Consider the following 17,608-nt stretch of genomic DNA (forward strand, 5'->3'; position numbering starts at 1 on the left):
CTTTTGCGATGGCCTGAACTATGCGAATTCTGATTGTTGAAGATGAACAGACCCTGGCCGGCCAGCTGGCAGAACAGCTGCGCCAGGCCGGCTTTGTCGCCGATCTCTGCCATGACGGCAGCGATGCGGCCTTCCTCGGTGCCACCGAGCCCTATGACGCCATCATCCTCGATCTCGGCCTGCCCGGCCGCGATGGCCTGAGTGTGCTCAAGGAGTGGCGTAGCCAGGGGGTCGACTGCCCCGTCTTGATCCTCACCGCCCGCAACCAGCTGCACGAGAAGATAGAGGGGCTCAACGCCGGGGCCGACGACTATCTCACCAAGCCGTTCCAGATGGCCGAGCTGGTGGCCCGGATCCACGCCCTGGTGCGCCGCGCCGCCGGCAATGCCAGCTCGGTGCTGGAGATGAAGGGGGTGCGCCTGGATCTCTCCGCCTCCCAGGTGTGGTACGAAGGCACTCCCATCAAGCTCACCGCCCACGAGTTCCGGGTGCTGGCCTATCTGATGCAGCACAGGGGCAAGGTGGTGTCGCGCAGCGAACTCATCGATCACATCTATGCCCAGGATTTTGACCGCGACTCCAACACGGTCGAGGTGTTCATCGGCCGCATCCGCAAGAAGACCCACGCTGACCTTATCGAGACGGTGCGCGGCCTCGGCTACCGGATCAACGAATGAGGGTCGTGCGCACCCTGCGCGGTCGCCTGCTGGTGATCGCGCTCATCTGGTGCGGCCTGTTTCTCTCCGCCACCGGGTTCAGTCTGCAACTGATGCTGCGCAACTACTGGCAGGAGGCGGAGGCCGATGGCCTGCGCCTGCAACTGTTTGATCTCCTCTCGCGTCTCGAACTGGGTGAAGATGGCCTGCCACTGTTGAGCGAGCCCATGTCCGATCCCCGTTTTCGCCAGCCCTACTCGGGGTTTTACTGGCAGCTTGAGGCGCAGGACGTGGTGATGATCAAGTCGCGCTCCTTGTGGGATACCCAGCTGGTGAGCCATCGGCTCAAACCCGCCTTTGGCGACAAGGATCTGTTTCTTGGCAAGGGGCCGGGTGATGAGCCGCTGCTGCTGATGACCCGCAGCGTGCTGCTACCGGGCTCGGATCAGACCTTCCGGCTGGTGATCGCCAAAGACAGCACAGTGCTGAACCAGACCCTGCAAAAGACCCGCATCAGCCTCTTCCTCGGGTTGGGCTTTGCCGCCACCGGTCTCATCCTCGGTTTCCTGTTCCAGATCCTCTACGGATTGCGCCCGCTGATGTTGCTGCGCCGCGAGCTGGTGCGCATCCACAAGGGAAATCAGGAGAAGTTCGAGCTGCACTACCCGCTCGAGGTGCAGCCGCTGGTCGAAGACATCAACCGCCTGCTGCACCACTACGGTGAGCTGCTCTCAAGGGCTCGCGCCCATACCGGCAACCTGGCCCACGCCCTCAAGACGCCGCTCTCCATCCTGCGTAACCAAGTCGATCTGCTGCCGGAGCCGGAGCGGCCCGGGGTGACCGAGCAGCTAGACCAGATCCAGCGCCATATCGATTACCACCTCGGCAAGGCGCGGGTGACCGGTGCGGCCAAGGTGCTCGGGGTCTCGACCCCGCTCAAGGCGCGCATCGAGTACATAGGAAGGGCCTTCTCCCGCCTCTATCACGGCAAGGAGCTCATCATCGACGTCCCGGCCAGTCTGGCGGTCGGGGTCGAGGAGCAGGATTTCGACGAGATGGTGGGCAACCTGCTGGAGAACGCCTACAAGTGGTCGAGTCAGTACATCCGCGTCTCGACCGCCGAGCTGGGCGACTGGATCAGCCTTCGCATCGAAGACGACGGCCCCGGCATGAGCGAGGATGAGATGCGCTGCGCCATCGAGCGCGGGGTGCGCCTCGATGAGAAGGTGCCGGGCTCCGGGCTGGGGCTCAACATCGTCTCGGATCTGGTGGGGGCTTATCGTGGCAATCTCATCATGGGGCGTTCCGAACTGGGGGGGCTGGCGGCCTCCCTCTCCCTGCCCAAGGTGGCCAGGGTCGACCGCTGATCCTGCGCCTGCATCGAAGGGGCGCCCTGCCGGCTGGTACAGGGCGCCCCTTTTCTTTATCATTCCCCATCATTTTGCTTTGAAGACGCATCGCCATGGCTCGAGCCCTCTCTATGCAGCTTGCCCAGTTGAATCTGACGGTAGGCGCGATTGAAGACAACTGTGACCGGATCATCGCGGCGGCCCGCCGCAGCGACGAGCTGGGTGCCGATCTGCTGGTCTGCTCCGAGCTGGCCATCACCGGCTATCCGCCCGAGGATCTGCTGCTGCGCCCGGATCTGATGACCCGGGTCGAGGCCGCGCTGAACCGCCTCGCCGCCTGGGGTGGCAAGGCCGGTATTCTGGTCGGCCACCCTTGGCGCGAGGGGGAGACGCTCTATAACGCCGCCTCCCTCTACGAGAACGGCCAGCTGCTGGCCCGCTACTACAAGCGCGAGCTGCCCAATTACGGGGTGTTCGACGAGAAGCGCTATTTCGGCGCCGGTGATGACTCCTGCGTGGTGCCCTTTCGCGGCCACCTGCTTGGCCTGCTCATCTGCGAGGATCTGTGGCAACCGGGCCCGGCCCTGGCCGCCAAGATGGCGGGGGCTGAGATCCTGGTGACCATCAACGCCTCTCCTTATGACATGCACAAGCCCTGGCTGCGCCGCGAGCTGTTTAGCGAGCGCTGCGCGGCGACCGGCTTGCCGCTGGTCTACCTCAATCAGGTCGGTGGTCAGGATGAGCTGGTGTTCGACGGCTGCTCCAAGGTGTTCAACGGGGCGGGCGCGCTGACCCAGCGGCTGGCGGCCTTTGCCGAGGAGGAGGCGCTGGTGCGCTTTGTCGATGCCGAGCCGCAAGCGAAAGGGGATGCAGAGCAGAGCCTGCCCCCCCTTGGCGAGGTGTATCAGGCGCTGGTGCTGGCGGTGCGCGACTACGTCAACAAGAACGGTTTCCAAGGGGCGGTGCTTGGCCTCTCCGGTGGCATCGACTCGGCGCTGACCCTGGCCATTGCCGGCGATGCCCTCGGCAAGGAGCGGGTACAGGCGGTGATGATGCCGTTTCGCTACACCGCCCAGATGAGCGTGGAAGACGCCAAAGAGCAGGCCGAGCGGATGGGGGTCGAGTTTGACATCGTCTCTATCGAGCCCATGTACGAGGCCTTCATGGGCCAGCTCACCCCCATGTTCGAGGGCACCGCTCGCGATACCACGGAAGAGAACCTGCAAGCGCGCTGCCGTGGCGTGATCTTGATGGCGCTCTCCAACAAGCGCCGGCGCATCGTGCTCACTACCGGCAACAAGAGCGAGATGGCGGTGGGTTATGCCACCCTCTATGGCGACATGGCCGGTGGCTTCGACGTGCTCAAGGATGTGCCCAAGACGCTGGTGTTCCAGCTGTGCGAGTACCGCAATTCGGTGGAATACGTGATCCCGCAGCGGGTCATTGATCGTCCCCCTTCGGCAGAATTGGCGCCAGATCAACTGGATCAGGACAGCCTGCCCCCCTACGACATCCTCGATGCCATCTTGCAGCGCTATGTGGAGCAGGATGCCTCGGTGGCCGACATGGTGGCCGAAGGGTTTGAAGAGGCGGTGGTGCGCAAGGTCATCCGTCTGGTCGACATCAACGAGTACAAGCGTCGTCAGGCGGCCGTCGGGCCGCGCATCTCGGCGCGCAACTTTGGTAAGGATCGCCGCTACCCCATCACCTCCGGGTTTGGCAGACAGAACTGGTAAGGAGAAGTCATGAAGAAGATCGAAGCCATCATCAAACCCTTCAAGCTCGATGACGTGCGCGAGGCGCTCGCCGACATCGGCATCAACGGCATGACCGTTTCCGAGGTCAAGGGGTTTGGTCGCCAGAAGGGACACACCGAGCTCTATCGCGGTGCCGAGTACATGGTCGACTTTCTGCCCAAGGTGAAGGTGGAGCTGGTAGTGCAGGACGAGGATCTCGACGCCTGCATCGAGGCTATCGAGAACACCGCCCGCACCGGCAAGATCGGTGACGGTAAGATCTTCGTCTGTGAGGTGGAGCGGGTGATCCGCATCCGCACCGGAGAAGAGAACGAAGACGCCATCTGATGAGAGCCCGCTTCGCCCTGGCCGGCGGCCTGTTGTTTGGCCTCACCGCCTGTAGTACCACGCCACCGGCCCAGCCGGAGAACCTGTGCCAGATCTTTCGCGAGAAGCCGAAGTGGCACGAGGCGGCGCTCAAGATGAATGAGCGCTGGGGCACTCCGGTGCAGGTGGTGATGGCGATGATGTATCAGGAGTCCTCCTTCGTGCATGACGCCAGGCCGCCGATGCAGTACTTCCTGTTCATCCCGACCGGGCGGGCCAGCTCGGCCTACGGTTATGCCCAGGTGAAGGACGAGACCTGGGACGACTACCAGCGCGAGACCGGCAATGGCTGGAGCAGCCGCGACGACTTTGCCGACGCCATCGATTTCATGGGCTGGTACACCCACAAGGCGCAGCGGGTCAATGGCACCTCCAAATGGAATGCCTATGGCCAGTACCTCAATTATCATGAGGGGATGGGCGGCTACCGGCGCGGTACCTACCGCAGCAAGGGGTGGCTGATGCAGGCCGCCCGCAAGGTAGAGGCCCGTGCCCAGCGTTACGGCGCCCAATATCGACAATGCAAGGGCCAGCTCTCCACCGGAAGCTGGTTCTAGTCATCACTCAGGAGTCATACATGCCGCTTTTGGACAGTTTTACCGTTGATCACACCCGCATGGAGGCTCCGGCTGTGCGGGTCGCCAAGACCATGCAGACCCCGCACAAGGACACCATCACCGTGTTCGACCTGCGTTTCTGCCAGCCGAACAAGGAGATCCTCTCCGAGCGCGGCATCCATACCCTCGAGCACCTGTTCGCCGGTTTCATGCGCGATCACCTCAACGGCACGGATGTCGAGATCATCGACATCTCCCCCATGGGTTGCCGTACTGGTTTCTACATGAGCCTGATCGGTGCCCCGAGCGAGGCGCGCGTCGCTGCGGCCTGGCAGGCGGCGATGGAGGATGTGCTCAAGGTGCAGGATCAAAAGCAGATCCCCGAACTGAACGAGTACCAGTGCGGCACCTATGCCATGCACTCCCTCGATGAGGCCAAGGCCATCGCCGGCAACGTGGTGACCCGTGGCATCGGCGTCAATCACAATGACGAGCTGGCCCTGCCGCCCGAAAAGCTCCAGTCGCTGTAAGCCAGACGGATAAGCGAAGGGCCGGTCACTGACCGGCCCTTCTTGTTTTGCCGCGCTCAGATGGCCATCGGCATCACCCGGTTGCGGCCGAGCTCCTTGGCCTTGTAGAGCTGCTGATCGGTGCGCTCGACCAGATCGTCCCCATGTTCGCGGCCATTGTGCTCGGCCACCCCGAACGAGGCGGTGATGCTGTCGACCCGGCGGCCGCTCTTGCGATCCAGCACCGAGAGCTTCTCGGTGGCACGGCGCAGGCTCTCGGCCAACTGGCGTGAGAGCTGCAAATTCTTACCCGGCACCAGGATGGCGAACTCTTCGCCGCCGAAGCGAAACACCTGCACCCCCTCCTTGGCGGCATCGCGCAAGCGACGGGCGAAGGCGCGCAGCACCTGATCCCCGAGCAGGTGGCCGTACTCGTCATTGAAGGCCTTGAAGCGATCGATGTCGGCCAGGATCAGGCTAAATGGTTTGCCGGTACGGCTCAGTGCCTCCAGCTCTATCTCGAAGGCGCGGCGGTTGAGCAGGCCGGTGAGGGGGTCCTCATTGGCCTGGCGGCGGGTCTCGTCGAGGGCCTGGCGCAGGTCGCGGATCTCCTTCTCGGCATTGCTGATCTGGCTGCGAAAGTGCAGCGTGGCCATGCGGATATCGCGCGATTCCCGCACCAGTTCGCGCAGCACGCCCATGGTCTCCTCCAGGCTCAGCCCCTCTTCATCGATCTGGCCGAGCTTGCCGAAGTTACGATCCAGCATGTCCTGAAACAGGCCGGTGTCGGCCAGCGCATCTTGCACCGAGTGGGCGAACTCATTGGCCACGCTGGTCAGGTTCTGTTTGGCGCTTTCCAGATCTTTTTCCTGCTGACTGGCCAGGAACTGATAGTAGAGGCGTTCGCTGGTGACCAGGGAGCAGGTTCCCTGTTGGCGCAGCGTCTCTTCAATGGCGTGGTTGAGGGGGGGAATGGTGGCGGCAACATAGTGGTACCAGACCGCATAGTGGGGAGGGGTGGTGGGGATCTGGTATTTGATCATCAGCGGCACTGCCTGTTTCAGGTAGGAGGCCGACTGGGCGAATGAATCCTTACTCATGGAGACCCTGTCTCATAACTGACGGACGCACCTAGTATGACAGAGGCTGTCGTCAACCGGCAGAGGGGGAGTGCATTGAAGGCGATTCGGTGAAAAATGGATCGTGAATACGATCCTTACTCAATAAATAAAAATGTATGAGAGCGTTATATTTATAAGGAATAGGTCTTAAAGCAAAAATAATTATTAAATTCATTATCGGTTTTTGGCTTTTTTTCTATCCCGTTAATCGCTGTTTTGCCGCTTGTCTGTTGAATGATGTCTGCCAACATCTCCCGGGCCGGCCTCGCAACTGCCGGTATCTTCACCACTACACGGGATAATCATCATGAACAAGTCGCAGACCTCTCACACCATCGCCAACCAACCACAACCGACCGCCGGGGTGGCCGCGTTTCTTGCCGCCCTAAATGGCGCGGGTGGCAAGCCGATGGAGCAGATGACGCCAGCAGAAGCCCGTCAGGTGTTGATCGGTGCCCAGCAAGGGGCTGAACTGCCCCCCGCCGACGTGAGCGAGAAGCAGATCACCGCGCTTGGCAAACCGCTGACCCTGACCATCGTCAAGCCGGTGGGGGCCACCGGTGTACTGCCCGCCTTCATGTTCTTCCATGGCGGCGGCTGGGTGCTGGGGGATTTCCCGACCCACGAGCGCTTTGTACGGGATCTGGTGGTGGAGTCCGGCATGGCGGCGGTGTTCGTCAACTACGATCCTTCGCCCGAGTCGCACTTCCCCGTCGCCATCACTCAATCCTATGAGGCCACCAAGTGGGTCGCCGAGCACGGTGCCGAGATTGGGGTGGATGGCAGCCGGCTGGCGCTGGTGGGCAACAGCGTGGGGGGCAACATGGTGGCCGCTGTGGCGCTGCAAGCCAAGCAGCACGGCACGCCGGCCATCCGCTACAACGTGATGTTCTGGCCGGTGACCAATGCCGACTTTGGCACCGACTCCTACCAGCGTTATGCGCAAGGCCACTTCCTGACCCAGGGGATGATGCGCTGGTTCTGGGATAACTACACCACCAGCGAACAGGATCGCGCCAGCATCCTCGCCTCGCCGCTGCGCGCCAGCCACGAGCAGCTGGCCGGCCTGGCACCGACCCTGATCCAGACCGCCGAGCTCGACGTGCTGCGTGACGAAGGGGAGGCCTTCGGTCGCAAGCTCGATGAAGCCGGGGTCAAGGTCACGGTGACCCGTTATAACGGCCTTATCCATGATTACGGCCTGCTCAATGCCCTGAGCCAGGAGCCGGCGGTGCGTACTGCGCTCTCTCAGGTGGCCAGCGAGCTGAAGAATCGTCTCAAGTAAAGGGTGATTCGGGAACCCAGGGGAGCGCATGGCGCTCCCTTTTTGTCATATACCGGGCAAAAACGGTCATTTTCCCGCGCTGTTGCGGTCAGATAGGGAAAGGCAGGCTGCCATTGTGGTTGATTGTGGGGATATAATGGGGCGGAACCCTACAAGAAGGCCTGCCTATGTCTCATCAAGATCCCTTCCTCGAACGCGAGGCCGAAAAATACGAAAATCCCATCGCCAGCCGCGAACTGCTGCTGCAGGTCATTGAGGACCATGTGCGTCCCATGTCACGCGAGGAGATTGCCCGCGAGCTGAAGCTGACCGATGAGGATCATTTGGAGGCCTTGCGCCGTCGTCTGCGTGCCATGGAGCGCGATGGCCAACTGGTATTCACCCGCAATCAAACCTATGCCCTGCCGGACCGTCTCAACCTGGTCAAGGGGTACGTGCTTGGCCATCGCGATGGTTTTGGCTTCCTGCGTCCGGATGGCGGTGGCCAGGATCTCTATCTCAACAACCGCGAGATGCAGCGCCTGATGCACGGCGACTATGCCCTGGTGCAGCCGACCGAGATTGACCGCAAGGGGCGCCAGGAGGCGCGTCTGGTGCGGGTGCTCAAGCCGCGCGAGATGGACATAGTCGGCCGCTACTTCATCGAGAATGGGGTGGGCTTCGTGGTGCCGGATGACAGCCGTATCGGCCAGGACATCCTGATCCCGGAAGGGGAGAACAAGGGGGCGCGCCAGAGCCAGGTGGTGGTGGTGCGTCTGACCCAGCGTCCGACCGGCCGCCTCAACGCCCTCGGTACCGTCATCGAGGTGCTGGGCGAGAACATGGCGCCGGGCATGGAGATCGAGATTGCCCTGCGCAACCACGGCATCCCGCACACCTGGCCGGAAGAGGTCAGCAAGGAGATCGCCAATCTGACCGAAGAGGTGCCCGAGAAGGCCAAGGAGGGGCGTTTTGACCTGCGCTCCCTGCCGCTCATCACCATCGATGGGGAAGATGCCCGCGACTTCGACGACGCCGTCTTCTGTGAGAAGAAGAAGGGCGGCGGCTGGCGCCTGTGGGTGGCCATCGCCGACGTCTCGGCCTATGTGAAGCCGGGCACCGCCCTCGACAAGGAAGCCTACCAGCGCGGCAACTCGGTCTATTTCCCCGAGTTCGTGGTGCCCATGCTGCCCGAGGTGCTCTCCAACGGCCTGTGCTCGCTCAACCCCCAGGTCGATCGTCTGTGCATGGTGTGCCAGATGACCATCTCCGCCAGTGGCCGTCTCTCCGGCTTCACCTTCTATGAGGCGGTGATGAACTCCCACGCCCGCATGACCTACACCAAGGTGGCGGCCATTCTGGAAGGGGACCCCAAGCTGCGCGAGCAGTATGCCCCGATCGTCGGTCACATCGAGGAACTCAACAACCTCTACAAGACCCTCAAGCACTCCCGTCATCAGCGCGGCGCGGTGGAGTTCGAAAGCGAAGAGACCCGCTTCATCTTCAACGCCGAGCGCAAGATCGACCGCATCGTGCCGCTGGTGCGTAACGACGCCCACAAGATCATCGAAGAGTGCATGATCCTGGCCAACGTGGCCTCGGCCCGTTTCATCGAGAAGCACGAGGCGGCGGCCCTGTTCCGGGTGCACGACCGTCCGGGTGAAGAGCGCCTGACCGGTTTTCGCCAGTTCCTCGCCGAGCTGGGTCTGGAGCTGGGTGGCGGCCTCGAGCCCGAGCCGAAGGATTTCGCCGAGCTGGCGGCCAAGTTTGAAGGGCGCCCGGATGCCGAGCTGCTCTCGACCATGCTGCTGCGCTCCATGCGTCAGGCCATCTATCAGGCCGACAACATCGGCCACTTCGGATTGGCGCTGAAATCCTACGCCCACTTCACCTCGCCGATCCGCCGTTATCCGGATCTCATCTTGCACCGCGCCATCAAGTACCTGGTGGCCAAGGAGCAGCAGGGCAATGTGCGCCACAAGTGGACGCCGAGCGGCGGCTACCACTACAGCCTCGACGAAGTCGATCCGATGGGCGAGCACTGCTCCATGACCGAGCGTCGTGCCGACGACGCCACCCGTGACGTGGCCGACTGGCTCAAGTGCGAGTACATGCTCGATCACGTGGGTGACGAGTTTGATGGCGTCATCGCCAGCGTCACCGGCTTTGGCTTCTTCGTGCGCCTTGCCGAGATCCACATCGACGGTCTGGTGCACGTCAGCTCGCTGACCAACGACTACTACCAGTTTGATGCCATTCACCAACAGCTGATCGGTGAGAACTTCCGCCGCCGCTATCGCCTCGGCGACAAGGTGCGGGTCAAGGTGATGGCGGTCAGCCTCGATGAGCGCAAGATTGACTTCATCATGGTGGAGGAGCCCCTCAACGTCAGTGGCAAGGGCACCAAGCAGGCGGTGAAGAAGATCAACCAGATCAAGAAGGAAAAAGCCAAGACCGAGCGTCGCCGTGGCCAGCGCAGCGCCAGCAAGGAGTCGAAGGGGGGCGAGCGTTCGTCCAGCCGTCGCCCGAGCCAGAAGCCGCGCGGTAGCAGCAAGGCCTGATCTTGAGTGAAAGAAGGGGGCACGGCTCGGCAACGGGCCGTGCCCCCGTTTTATTGCGCCCCCTTAATCCACCGGCCAGTTCCGGTATACTGGCGGGCAAGCGTGGCCGCGGTGGGCGGTCATCATCAATGTCGCCGCGCGCATGCGGGCACGATAGGATTTCCAGTCAATGAGCAGTGAACTGATTTACGGCATTCACGCGGTCGCCTCCCTGCTGGAGCGGGCGCCGGAGCGTTTCATCGAGGTGTGGGCCCTCAAGGGACGGGAGGATGAGCGCCTGCTGCCCCTGCTGACCGAGCTGGAAGGCCTCGGCATCCGGGTGCAGGCGGTCGGGCGCAAGGCGCTCGACGACAAGAGCGAGGGCAACAATCACCAGGGGATCATGGCCAGGGTGATCGAGGCGCCGCGCCTTTCCGAGCACGATCTTGCCAGCTTGCTCGACACCCTAGGTGGCAAGGATGAGGCCCCTTTCCTGCTGGTGCTCGACGGGGTGACCGACCCCCACAATCTGGGGGCCTGCCTGCGCAGCGCCGATGCCGCCGGTGTGCACGCCGTGGTGGTGCCCAAGGACAAGGCCACCGGCCTCACCCCGATCGTGCGCAAGGTGGCCTGTGGCGCCGCCGAGGTGGTGCCGCTCATCCAGGTGACCAACCTGGCGCGCACCCTGCGTGAGCTGCAAGAGCGCGGCGTCTGGATCGTCGGCACCGCCGGCGAGGCGGATCACGATCTCTATCAGGCCAAGCTGACCGGCCCCATGGCGCTGGTGATGGGGGCCGAGGGCAAGGGGATGCGCCGCCTCACTCGCGAGCACTGCGACGAGCTGGTCAGTATTCCGATGGCTGGCGCTGTCTCTAGCCTCAACGTCTCGGTGGCGACTGGCGTCTGCCTGTTCGAGGCGGTGCGTCAGCGCCGCGCCTGAGGCCTTGCGGTGGATCGCCCGCCCTTTGCATGTACCGACGAGGAGGCCGCGCGCCTCCTCTCGTTTTCCCGCACCGTGACCTTGTCTCCACGCCAGAGTCTGTGGCGCGTCGGTGACGCTCCAGCCGCCTTGGTGCAGGTGTGTGCCGGCCTGCTGCGCGCCCGCATCACGGCGGCCGAGGGGCGCGAGTACATCAAGGAGTTCTACTGGGAGGGGGATGAGTTTCTCGACTTCCACCACCTGCTCTCGGGGGCGCCTGCCCGCTACCATGTGGAAGCGCTGGAGCCCTGCACCTTGCGGCTGTTTCCTCTGGCCAGTCTCACCGCCGATCCGCTCTGGCCGCGCTGGTACCGCCACCTGCTTGAGGTGCAGCTGCGCATCAAGGAGGAAAAAGAGCTGCTGCTGCTCACCGCCGGCCCCGAGGCGCGCTATCGCCACTTCCTCAGCCACTTTCCCGCCCTCGACGCCCGCCTGCCCGATCATCAGGTGGCGGCCTATCTTGGCATCACCCCTATCAGTCTGAGCCGCATCCGTAGGCGGTTGCGTACCGTTAACCAAGGTTAATGAAGCCGGGGGCCATGGCGGGTATGCTGGCCCCTTCACGTTAAGAAGGAGTCGTTGATGAACTGGAGCCTGAAACCCTGGAGCGAACTGAGCACGGACGAGCTGTACGAGTTGCTGGCGCTGCGCGCCGAGGTGTTCGTGGTCGAGCAGACCTGCCCCTTCCAGGATCTGGATGGTCTGGATCGCCAGAAAGGGGTGTGGCACCTGCTGGGGTGGCAGGAGGGGAAATTGGCGGCCTATGCCAGGCTCATGGCCCCCGGCATCAGCGACGAGCAGGGGAGTGCCATCGGCCGGGTCGTCACCTCGCCTGCCCGGCGTGGCGCAGGCCTTGGCCATCAGTTGCTGGAGGAGGCGGTGCGCCACTGTCGGGCGCGCTGGCCGGATCACTCCATCTGGCTGGGGGCCCAGGCGCACCTGCAAGGCTTCTATGGTCGGCACGGCTTCGTGGCTGAGGGGGAAGGCTATATCGAGGATGACATCCCCCATATCGGGATGCGCCGAGGATGAGAAAAGGGGCCGTGCGGCCCCTTTTGACTTATTGCCCCAGCAACTTGAGCGCTTCGGCCAACTTGTCGACCGAGGCTTGATGCTCCCCGGCGTTGTGCAGCTTCTCCCCCTCGGCCCGCAGGGCCTGCACCTTGGCGAGATCGGCCTGGCTCAGCGCCGGTTTTTGCGCCAGCAAATCATCGATCTTCTTCATGTCGGCCGGGCAGTGGAATGCCAGGGCCGGGGCGGCTAGTAGCCATGCCAGCAGACTCACGATTTTCTTCATCACAACTCCTGTCACCCTATGGTCGGGCTGGATGCCCGCTTTGAGCATAGTGTTCATCGCCCGCCATGAATCCGTTTGGCGGTAACCAGTACAGAACCTGAACGAGACTCTAGTTAAAAATATCGATTTTCAATCAATACTTAATATTTCGATTTAGTTGAAAGGTATCGCGTTTCTACTTGGGTCTGAGGCAGGAAAGGTACATGGTGTTAAATGCTGTTTTTGATATTTTTGTTAGTGTGTGGCTAACAACAAGGAAACAGCATGATGGATACGGTAACTCAGTTACAGAGCGCGGTCGTCACGGCGGCCCATGGCGAGGTTTTCCTACTGCTCGATGGCAAGCGAATCGCGCTGAGCAGTGGCGATCGCCTCCCCGCGGGGAGCATGATTGAAACCGGGACGGATGGCCTGCTACAAGCGCGAAATGGGGCCGGTCACGTGGTCGAGTTGGCGGCCAATCAGAGTGTCACGCTGGCACCGAGCGGCGAGTGGGGGGAGCCCAGTGAGCTGGGGCATCTTGACCCTGAGATAGCTGAGCTCCAGCAGGCCATTGCCCAAGGTGAGGACCCGACCCTGAATTTCGATGCCCCGGCGGCGGGGGCTGGTGAGGGCACCGGTGGTGGTGGCGCCTCCAACAGTGGTTATGTCGAATTGGCGCGTGACGGGGGAGCCACCTTAGCAGAAGCCGGGTTTGATACGGCTTACGCTAAGGGGACTGAGGAAGAGAGGCCCGACTGGCTGGGGCTGCGCGATATCCTGACCGGGGAAGATCCGGCCCCTGAAATCGGGGCCCCCAGCATCGGCAGTACCGTTCACACCGTTTATGAGGCCGAACTAGCGGGGGGCAGTGCGCATCAACCCGGACAAGGAGCGGTCATCCAAGGGACGTTTAGCGTCGAACTCCATGGGTTGAGCGGTGAGGTACAGATCCGGGATCAGCGCTTCACCCTGGATGCCGACGGCAATGTCACCCTGCCTGAGGGGGGGCTCCAGATCGAGACCGGGGCCGGCATCTTGCATATCACCGCCATTCGCGATGGCGTGATCACCTACTCCTACCAACTCAAAGAAGCCCAGAGCCACGCCCCCGGCGAGGGCAACAACACCCTGCTCGACACTATCCCACTGACCGTCACCGATAGCCGTGGCGAGTCCGCCAGCGGCAGTCTGGATGTCACCATCGTCGACGACGTGCCGAGCATCACGGTGACCGACGCGCAGCTGAGTGTGAACGAGGGCTATGCAGTCGACGGTAGTTTCAGCCACGCGCTGGGGGCCGATGCGGCCGGGGCGACCCTGACGGTGGAGGGGGCCACGTTACAGGCCGACGGGCGCTGGGAGCTGACGCACGGGTTTATCACCCTCGATCCCGTGCAGGGCACCTTTACCTTCACGGCCAAGCCGAATGCGCCGCAAGGGGCGAAGCAGGATATCGTCCTGGTGGTGACCGACGGTGACGGCGACGTGGCCAAGGGCGCGGTGACCATTGAGATAGGGAAGAGCGTGGCGCCCGAGATCGCCCCCATCCTGGTGGACGAGCAGGGGCTGACCTCGGAGCAGGATAACTCGGAGAGCGCGATCATCGCGGTGCCGGATGGCTACACGGTGATCAACGTGAGTGGGGCGGTCAACGGCACCCTGAGCCAGAACGAGCAGGGGGAGTGGGTCTACACCCTCAACCAGAGCCTGACGCACAGCGGGGCCGGGCGTGATCAGCGTGAAGGCGACGTGCTGACGGTGGTGGTCCAGGACGGGCAGGGCAACGAGCACACCCTGGAGGTACCGGTGACGGTGGTGGACGACGTGCCGAGCATCACGGTGACCGACGCGCAGCTGAGCGTGAACGAGGGCTATGCGGTCGACGGTAGTTTCAGCCACGCGCTGGGGGCCGATGCGGCCGGGGCGACCCTGACGGTGGAGGGGGCCACGTTACAGGCCGACGGGCGCTGGGAGCTGACGCACGGGTTTGTCACCCTCGATCCCGTGCAAGGCACCTTTACCTTCACGGCCAAGCCGAATGCGCCGCAAGGGGCGAAGCAGGATATCGTCCTGGTGGTGACCGACGGTGACGGCGACGTGGCCAAGGGCGCGGTGACCATTGAGATAGGGAAGTGCGTGGCGCCCGAGATCGCCCCCATCCTGGTGGACGAGCAGGGGCTGACCTCGGTGCAGGATAACTCGGAGAGCGCGATCATCGCGGTGCCGGATGGCTACACGGTGATCAACGTGAGCGGGGCGGTCAACGGCACCCTGAGTCAGAACGAGCAGGGGGAGTGGGTCTACACCCTCAACCAGAGCCTGGCGCACAGCGGGGCCGGGCGTGATCAGCGTGAAGGCGACGTGCTGACGGTGGTGGTCCAGGATGGGCAGGGCAACGAGCACACCCTGGAGGTACCGGTGACGGTGGTGGACGACGTGCCCATCGCGACCATCGACAGGGTACAAGTCACCGACACTGATACCGGCAACTACTACGGCAACGTGATTACCGGGCAGTGGGGCACCACTAATGTCTCGGCTGACTGGACGCAGATCTCGGGGGATGCGGACACGCTGGGGGCCGATGGTGCCTCGGTCACGCACGTACGCATGCATACGCCGGAGGGCAGCGAGACCTATATCGAGCTCAAGCCACAGGACTCCGCCACCGGTGATGACCGCCTGTACGCCGTGGTCGAGACTGAGCAGGGCACCCTGACTCTCTACTCGGATGGCAGTTACGAGTTCAACCCGACTTACCAGACCATTTTCGATCCCACCGATACCCAAGGGGGGCATGCCGAGAGCGTCAACGGGAAGAACACGACCACTCTGGGGGATTACACCTTTACAGCGGTTAATGTGGTGCTCTCGAGCGACCACTCCTTTAATGACATCGAGTATGACAGCGACCTGAAATTCGACGTGCCGGGTGGCAAAGGGTCGCTGGGGATCAAGGGGGATGCGGGTGGTGGGCCGGAGAACTCGCAGATCGATGGTCAGGGAGACAAGAAAGGTGAGGCCAACGACGGGGTCAAAGTTGATTTCCCCGATGCGGCCAGTGCAATCCAGTTTGATCTGGTCTATTTCGAGCCAGGGGAGACGGTCGGTTGGGCGGTATTTGATACAGATGGTCATGTGATCGACTCAGGTACCTACACCAGGACGACGGACAACAAACCCATTCTGGAGATCAACAGCGACGCCCCCTTCAACAGCGTGGTCATCTATGCGGTCGGTGAAAACACCGCCTTCAACATAGGGGCCATCTCGGTGGCGACCGGCACCGTGACTGAGGACGTCTCCTTTGACTATGTGCTGACCGATGGGGATGGCGACAGCTCGGAGTCTCAGCTGGAGTTTGTGGTCGATAAGCCGGGTCAGACTCAGGGGCGCGCTGCCGTGACGGCTCGCTTCGTGGCGCCAGAGCCAGAGCCAACGGGGGCCTTTAGCCATCTGCAAGCGCTGATCGCGGGCCGGTTAGGCGTAGGGGTGGAGGCGCTGACCCTGACCATGATGCTGGGATACATCCAGCAACATGCGGGTGAGCTGGACGTCAAGGTATCAGAGGCCATGGCCGCCGAGGGGCCGCTGGTGCAGGAGATAGCGCAAGGGGACGCCCTGCTGGTGTCTGCCGACATGTCGGATGGGGCAGTGAACGCCGGCGCCGAGATGGTGGCGTTCCTCGGTCAGCTGCAACACCTTACCGGCGCCGTCAGTGCCGACCCGGATCTGCTGTTACAGACCATCCAGAGCATGGAGGTGGACACGCTCGGGGAGGTGGCGCGCGAGTTGGAGTTGGTCTCTTTCAAGGGAGGAGCCAACCCGTTGCTGCAAGGGGGCAGGGGGATGAGGTGCTGCTCTCGGTGGGAGCCAACGACATCTTGGTGGGCGGGGCTGGCGATGACATTCTGGTCGGCGGCGCCGGGGATGACGTGCTGGCTGGCGGCGCCGGCAACGACATCCTGAGCGGAGGCAGTGGTGCCGACACCTTTGTCTGGCGGGCCGGCGACGAGGGAACGGGGGAGCGCCCCGCCGTGGACCGGGTGCTCGACTTCAACCGTCACGAGGGGGACTGCCTCGATCTGCGCGAGCTGCTGCAAGGAGAGAGCGGAGCCTCCATCGATCAGTACCTCTCTTTGCTGGAGCGTGACGGCAGCACCGTCATCGCGGTGAAGACGACGGGTAGCGGCGCGGTCAATCAGGAGATCGTGCTGGAGGGCGTCAGCTTCGCCGACTTGGGGGGCGGCAGTGGCAGCGAGCTGCTCAATAGCATGCTGGCGGACGGCCTCATCAAGGTCGATGAGATGATGTGATGGCCAGGAGGCCACCAAGGCGAGGGGAGACCCTCGCCTTTTTCGTTGGGCTTATGGGGTGACCCGGGTATGCAGGGTGAAGCCCTCCTCGCACGGCGCGAGTGTCACCTCGACGCGGCCCAGCTCACCCAGCGTGTCGGCATGGGTGCCGCCACAGGGGATGGTGATGCGGCGCCCCTCCAGTTCACAGTGCCACCAGCGCGAGTCGATGATGGCCTCACCATCGCGGCTGCGCTCTATCTTGCCCCCCGCTGCCAGCCAGGTGGCGAGCTGGGTGTTGATGGTCTCGGCGATAGTGGGCAGCGCCGCCAGCAGTTCGGCCCCCATCACCCCCTTCTTGCGCAGGCTCTTGCCAATACGGTACTGCTCGAAGGAGCCTAGCGGCTCGACCCGTGAGCGGGTGATGGCGAGGCGATCGAAATCGGGTTGGCCTAGGGCATCGCGCTCGGCCGCCTCCTTCTTCCAATAGGGGGTGAGGGCCCGGTTTAGGGCCAGCGCCGCCAGATGGCAACCGCTGTGACCGAGTGAAAGCCGCCGGCGCGCCTCACCATCGACCCGCAGGGTCACCGGGGAGCCTACCGTCAGTGGGAAAGGGCCCGCCAGCGGATGCACCACCACGAAGGCCCAGCCGGGCTCGCCGCGTTTGACGGGAATATCAGCATCGACAAACAGGGCTCCCTGCGGGCTGATGGCGCCCATGCAGCAGGGGGAGACTCTGGCCTGACCGCCCTCCCAGAGCAGGGTGCCACTGTCGCCGGGCTGATCGGGCCAGAGATGGCTTTGCGGGTGAAAGGGGGAGAGGTCGGTCACGATCAGGGTGGAGTCGGTTGCGGGTTGGGTGAGCAGGACACGGGCCTGCTCCTCGAGGTGACCCAGCACGAAGCTGACGCGGGTGTGTTCCATGAGATCCTCCTT

Annotated in this window: 16 protein-coding genes; 13 read left to right on the forward strand and 3 right to left on the reverse strand. The window is 63.1% G+C overall.

From position 1 onward, the window contains the following. Positions 1–20: 20 nt before the first annotated feature. The 6 genes from BN1134_RS04150 (at position 21) to luxS (ending at position 5,215) form a co-directional block, all read left to right on the forward strand. Entirely contained in the window at positions 21–677 is a 657-nt protein-coding gene (locus BN1134_RS04150) for an AHA_4052 family stress response regulator transcription factor (RefSeq protein WP_042045393.1), read from the forward strand. Next, positions 674–2,023, forward strand: a complete 1,350-nt coding sequence (locus BN1134_RS04155) for an ATP-binding protein (RefSeq protein WP_042045394.1) — start codon at positions 674–676, stop codon at positions 2,021–2,023. The genes BN1134_RS04150 and BN1134_RS04155 overlap by 4 nt, the downstream gene beginning before the upstream one ends. Positions 2,024–2,118: 95 nt before the next feature. Continuing rightward, on the forward strand, positions 2,119–3,741 hold the full coding sequence (locus BN1134_RS04160; RefSeq protein WP_042045395.1) for an NAD+ synthase: 1,623 nt from the start codon (positions 2,119–2,121) through the stop codon (positions 3,739–3,741). A 9-nt stretch (positions 3,742–3,750) separates the two neighbouring features. Further along, entirely contained in the window at positions 3,751–4,089 is a 339-nt protein-coding gene (glnB, locus tag BN1134_RS04165) for a nitrogen regulatory protein P-II (RefSeq protein ID WP_042045397.1), read from the forward strand. Continuing rightward, complete coding sequence (locus BN1134_RS04170; RefSeq protein WP_042045398.1) at positions 4,089–4,685, forward strand: transglycosylase SLT domain-containing protein; 597 nt, start codon at positions 4,089–4,091, stop codon at positions 4,683–4,685. Before glnB ends, BN1134_RS04170 begins: the two co-directional genes overlap by 1 nt. A gap of 20 nt (positions 4,686–4,705) precedes the next feature. Then, the gene (gene luxS / locus BN1134_RS04175; RefSeq protein ID WP_042045399.1) at positions 4,706–5,215 is read left to right on the forward strand and encodes an S-ribosylhomocysteine lyase; all 510 of its coding nucleotides are present in this window, start codon (positions 4,706–4,708) and stop codon (positions 5,213–5,215) included. Positions 5,216–5,271: 56 nt separating this feature from the next. Here the strand turns inward: luxS and BN1134_RS04180 are convergent, their stop codons facing one another. Continuing rightward, on the reverse strand, positions 5,272–6,294 hold the full coding sequence (locus BN1134_RS04180) for a GGDEF domain-containing protein (RefSeq protein WP_042045400.1): 1,023 nt from the start codon (positions 6,292–6,294) through the stop codon (positions 5,272–5,274). Between the two features lie 328 nt (positions 6,295–6,622). On the opposite strand from BN1134_RS04180, the gene BN1134_RS04185 reads away from it, so the two are divergent. The 5 genes from BN1134_RS04185 (at position 6,623) to BN1134_RS04205 (ending at position 12,130) form a co-directional block, all read left to right on the forward strand. Further along, positions 6,623–7,600: an alpha/beta hydrolase gene (locus BN1134_RS04185; protein ID WP_042045401.1), complete on the forward strand. Its 978-nt coding sequence runs from the start codon at positions 6,623–6,625 to the stop codon at positions 7,598–7,600. Positions 7,601–7,767: 167 nt separating this feature from the next. Further along, positions 7,768–10,140: a ribonuclease R gene (gene rnr / locus BN1134_RS04190; protein WP_042045402.1), complete on the forward strand. Its 2,373-nt coding sequence runs from the start codon at positions 7,768–7,770 to the stop codon at positions 10,138–10,140. 169 nt (positions 10,141–10,309) lie between these two features. Next, the gene (gene rlmB, locus BN1134_RS04195) at positions 10,310–11,059 is read left to right on the forward strand and encodes a 23S rRNA (guanosine(2251)-2'-O)-methyltransferase RlmB (protein WP_042045403.1); all 750 of its coding nucleotides are present in this window, start codon (positions 10,310–10,312) and stop codon (positions 11,057–11,059) included. A gap of 9 nt (positions 11,060–11,068) precedes the next feature. Then, positions 11,069–11,623, forward strand: a complete 555-nt coding sequence (locus BN1134_RS04200) for a Crp/Fnr family transcriptional regulator (RefSeq protein ID WP_042045404.1) — start codon at positions 11,069–11,071, stop codon at positions 11,621–11,623. A 57-nt stretch (positions 11,624–11,680) separates the two neighbouring features. After that, positions 11,681–12,130: a GNAT family N-acetyltransferase gene (locus BN1134_RS04205; RefSeq protein WP_042045405.1), complete on the forward strand. Its 450-nt coding sequence runs from the start codon at positions 11,681–11,683 to the stop codon at positions 12,128–12,130. A gap of 28 nt (positions 12,131–12,158) precedes the next feature. On the opposite strand, the gene BN1134_RS04210 is transcribed toward BN1134_RS04205, so the two are convergent. Continuing rightward, on the reverse strand, positions 12,159–12,395 hold the full coding sequence (locus BN1134_RS04210) for a hypothetical protein (RefSeq protein WP_042045406.1): 237 nt from the start codon (positions 12,393–12,395) through the stop codon (positions 12,159–12,161). 264 nt (positions 12,396–12,659) lie between these two features. Here BN1134_RS04210 and BN1134_RS20275 point away from each other — a divergent pair, with 264 nt between their 5' ends. Next, on the forward strand, positions 12,660–16,346 hold the full coding sequence (locus tag BN1134_RS20275) for a retention module-containing protein (protein ID WP_052449419.1): 3,687 nt from the start codon (positions 12,660–12,662) through the stop codon (positions 16,344–16,346). Then, complete coding sequence (locus BN1134_RS20280; RefSeq protein WP_269746952.1) at positions 16,244–16,693, forward strand: type I secretion C-terminal target domain-containing protein; 450 nt, start codon at positions 16,244–16,246, stop codon at positions 16,691–16,693. The genes BN1134_RS20275 and BN1134_RS20280 overlap by 103 nt, the downstream gene beginning before the upstream one ends. A gap of 51 nt (positions 16,694–16,744) precedes the next feature. Here BN1134_RS20280 and BN1134_RS04220 read toward each other — a convergent pair whose 3' ends face one another. Beyond that, positions 16,745–17,596 carry an alanyl-tRNA editing protein gene (locus tag BN1134_RS04220; RefSeq protein WP_042045407.1) on the reverse strand — a complete coding sequence of 284 codons (852 nt, stop codon included), beginning with the start codon at positions 17,594–17,596 and terminating at the stop codon, positions 16,745–16,747. Between the last annotated feature and the right edge of the window lie 12 nt (positions 17,597–17,608).

Source organism: Aeromonas simiae, from assembly GCF_000820125.1.
Taxonomy (GTDB): Bacteria; Pseudomonadota; Gammaproteobacteria; order Enterobacterales; family Aeromonadaceae; genus Aeromonas; species Aeromonas simiae.

Bases quoted from the DNA above. Each gene is read 5' to 3' on its own strand.
- BN1134_RS04170 (WP_042045398.1), top strand. From the start codon at position 4,089: ATGAGAGCCCGCTTCGCCCTGGCCGGCGGCCTGTTGTTTGGCCTCACC.
- BN1134_RS04205 (WP_042045405.1), top strand. From the start codon at position 11,681: ATGAACTGGAGCCTGAAACCCTGGAGCGAACTGAGCACGGACGAGCTG.
- BN1134_RS04210 (WP_042045406.1), bottom strand. From the start codon at position 12,395: ATGAAGAAAATCGTGAGTCTGCTGGCATGGCTACTAGCCGCCCCGGCC.
- BN1134_RS04185 (WP_042045401.1), top strand. From the start codon at position 6,623: ATGAACAAGTCGCAGACCTCTCACACCATCGCCAACCAACCACAACCG.
- glnB (WP_042045397.1), top strand. From the start codon at position 3,751: ATGAAGAAGATCGAAGCCATCATCAAACCCTTCAAGCTCGATGACGTG.
- BN1134_RS04180 (WP_042045400.1), bottom strand. From the start codon at position 6,294: ATGAGTAAGGATTCATTCGCCCAGTCGGCCTCCTACCTGAAACAGGCA.
- BN1134_RS04155 (WP_042045394.1), top strand. From the start codon at position 674: ATGAGGGTCGTGCGCACCCTGCGCGGTCGCCTGCTGGTGATCGCGCTC.
- luxS (WP_042045399.1), top strand. From the start codon at position 4,706: ATGCCGCTTTTGGACAGTTTTACCGTTGATCACACCCGCATGGAGGCT.
- BN1134_RS04160 (WP_042045395.1), top strand. From the start codon at position 2,119: ATGGCTCGAGCCCTCTCTATGCAGCTTGCCCAGTTGAATCTGACGGTA.
- BN1134_RS04150 (WP_042045393.1), top strand. From the start codon at position 21: ATGCGAATTCTGATTGTTGAAGATGAACAGACCCTGGCCGGCCAGCTG.
- rnr (WP_042045402.1), top strand. From the start codon at position 7,768: ATGTCTCATCAAGATCCCTTCCTCGAACGCGAGGCCGAAAAATACGAA.
- BN1134_RS20275 (WP_052449419.1), top strand. From the start codon at position 12,660: ATGATGGATACGGTAACTCAGTTACAGAGCGCGGTCGTCACGGCGGCC.
- rlmB (WP_042045403.1), top strand. From the start codon at position 10,310: ATGAGCAGTGAACTGATTTACGGCATTCACGCGGTCGCCTCCCTGCTG.
- BN1134_RS04220 (WP_042045407.1), bottom strand. From the start codon at position 17,596: ATGGAACACACCCGCGTCAGCTTCGTGCTGGGTCACCTCGAGGAGCAG.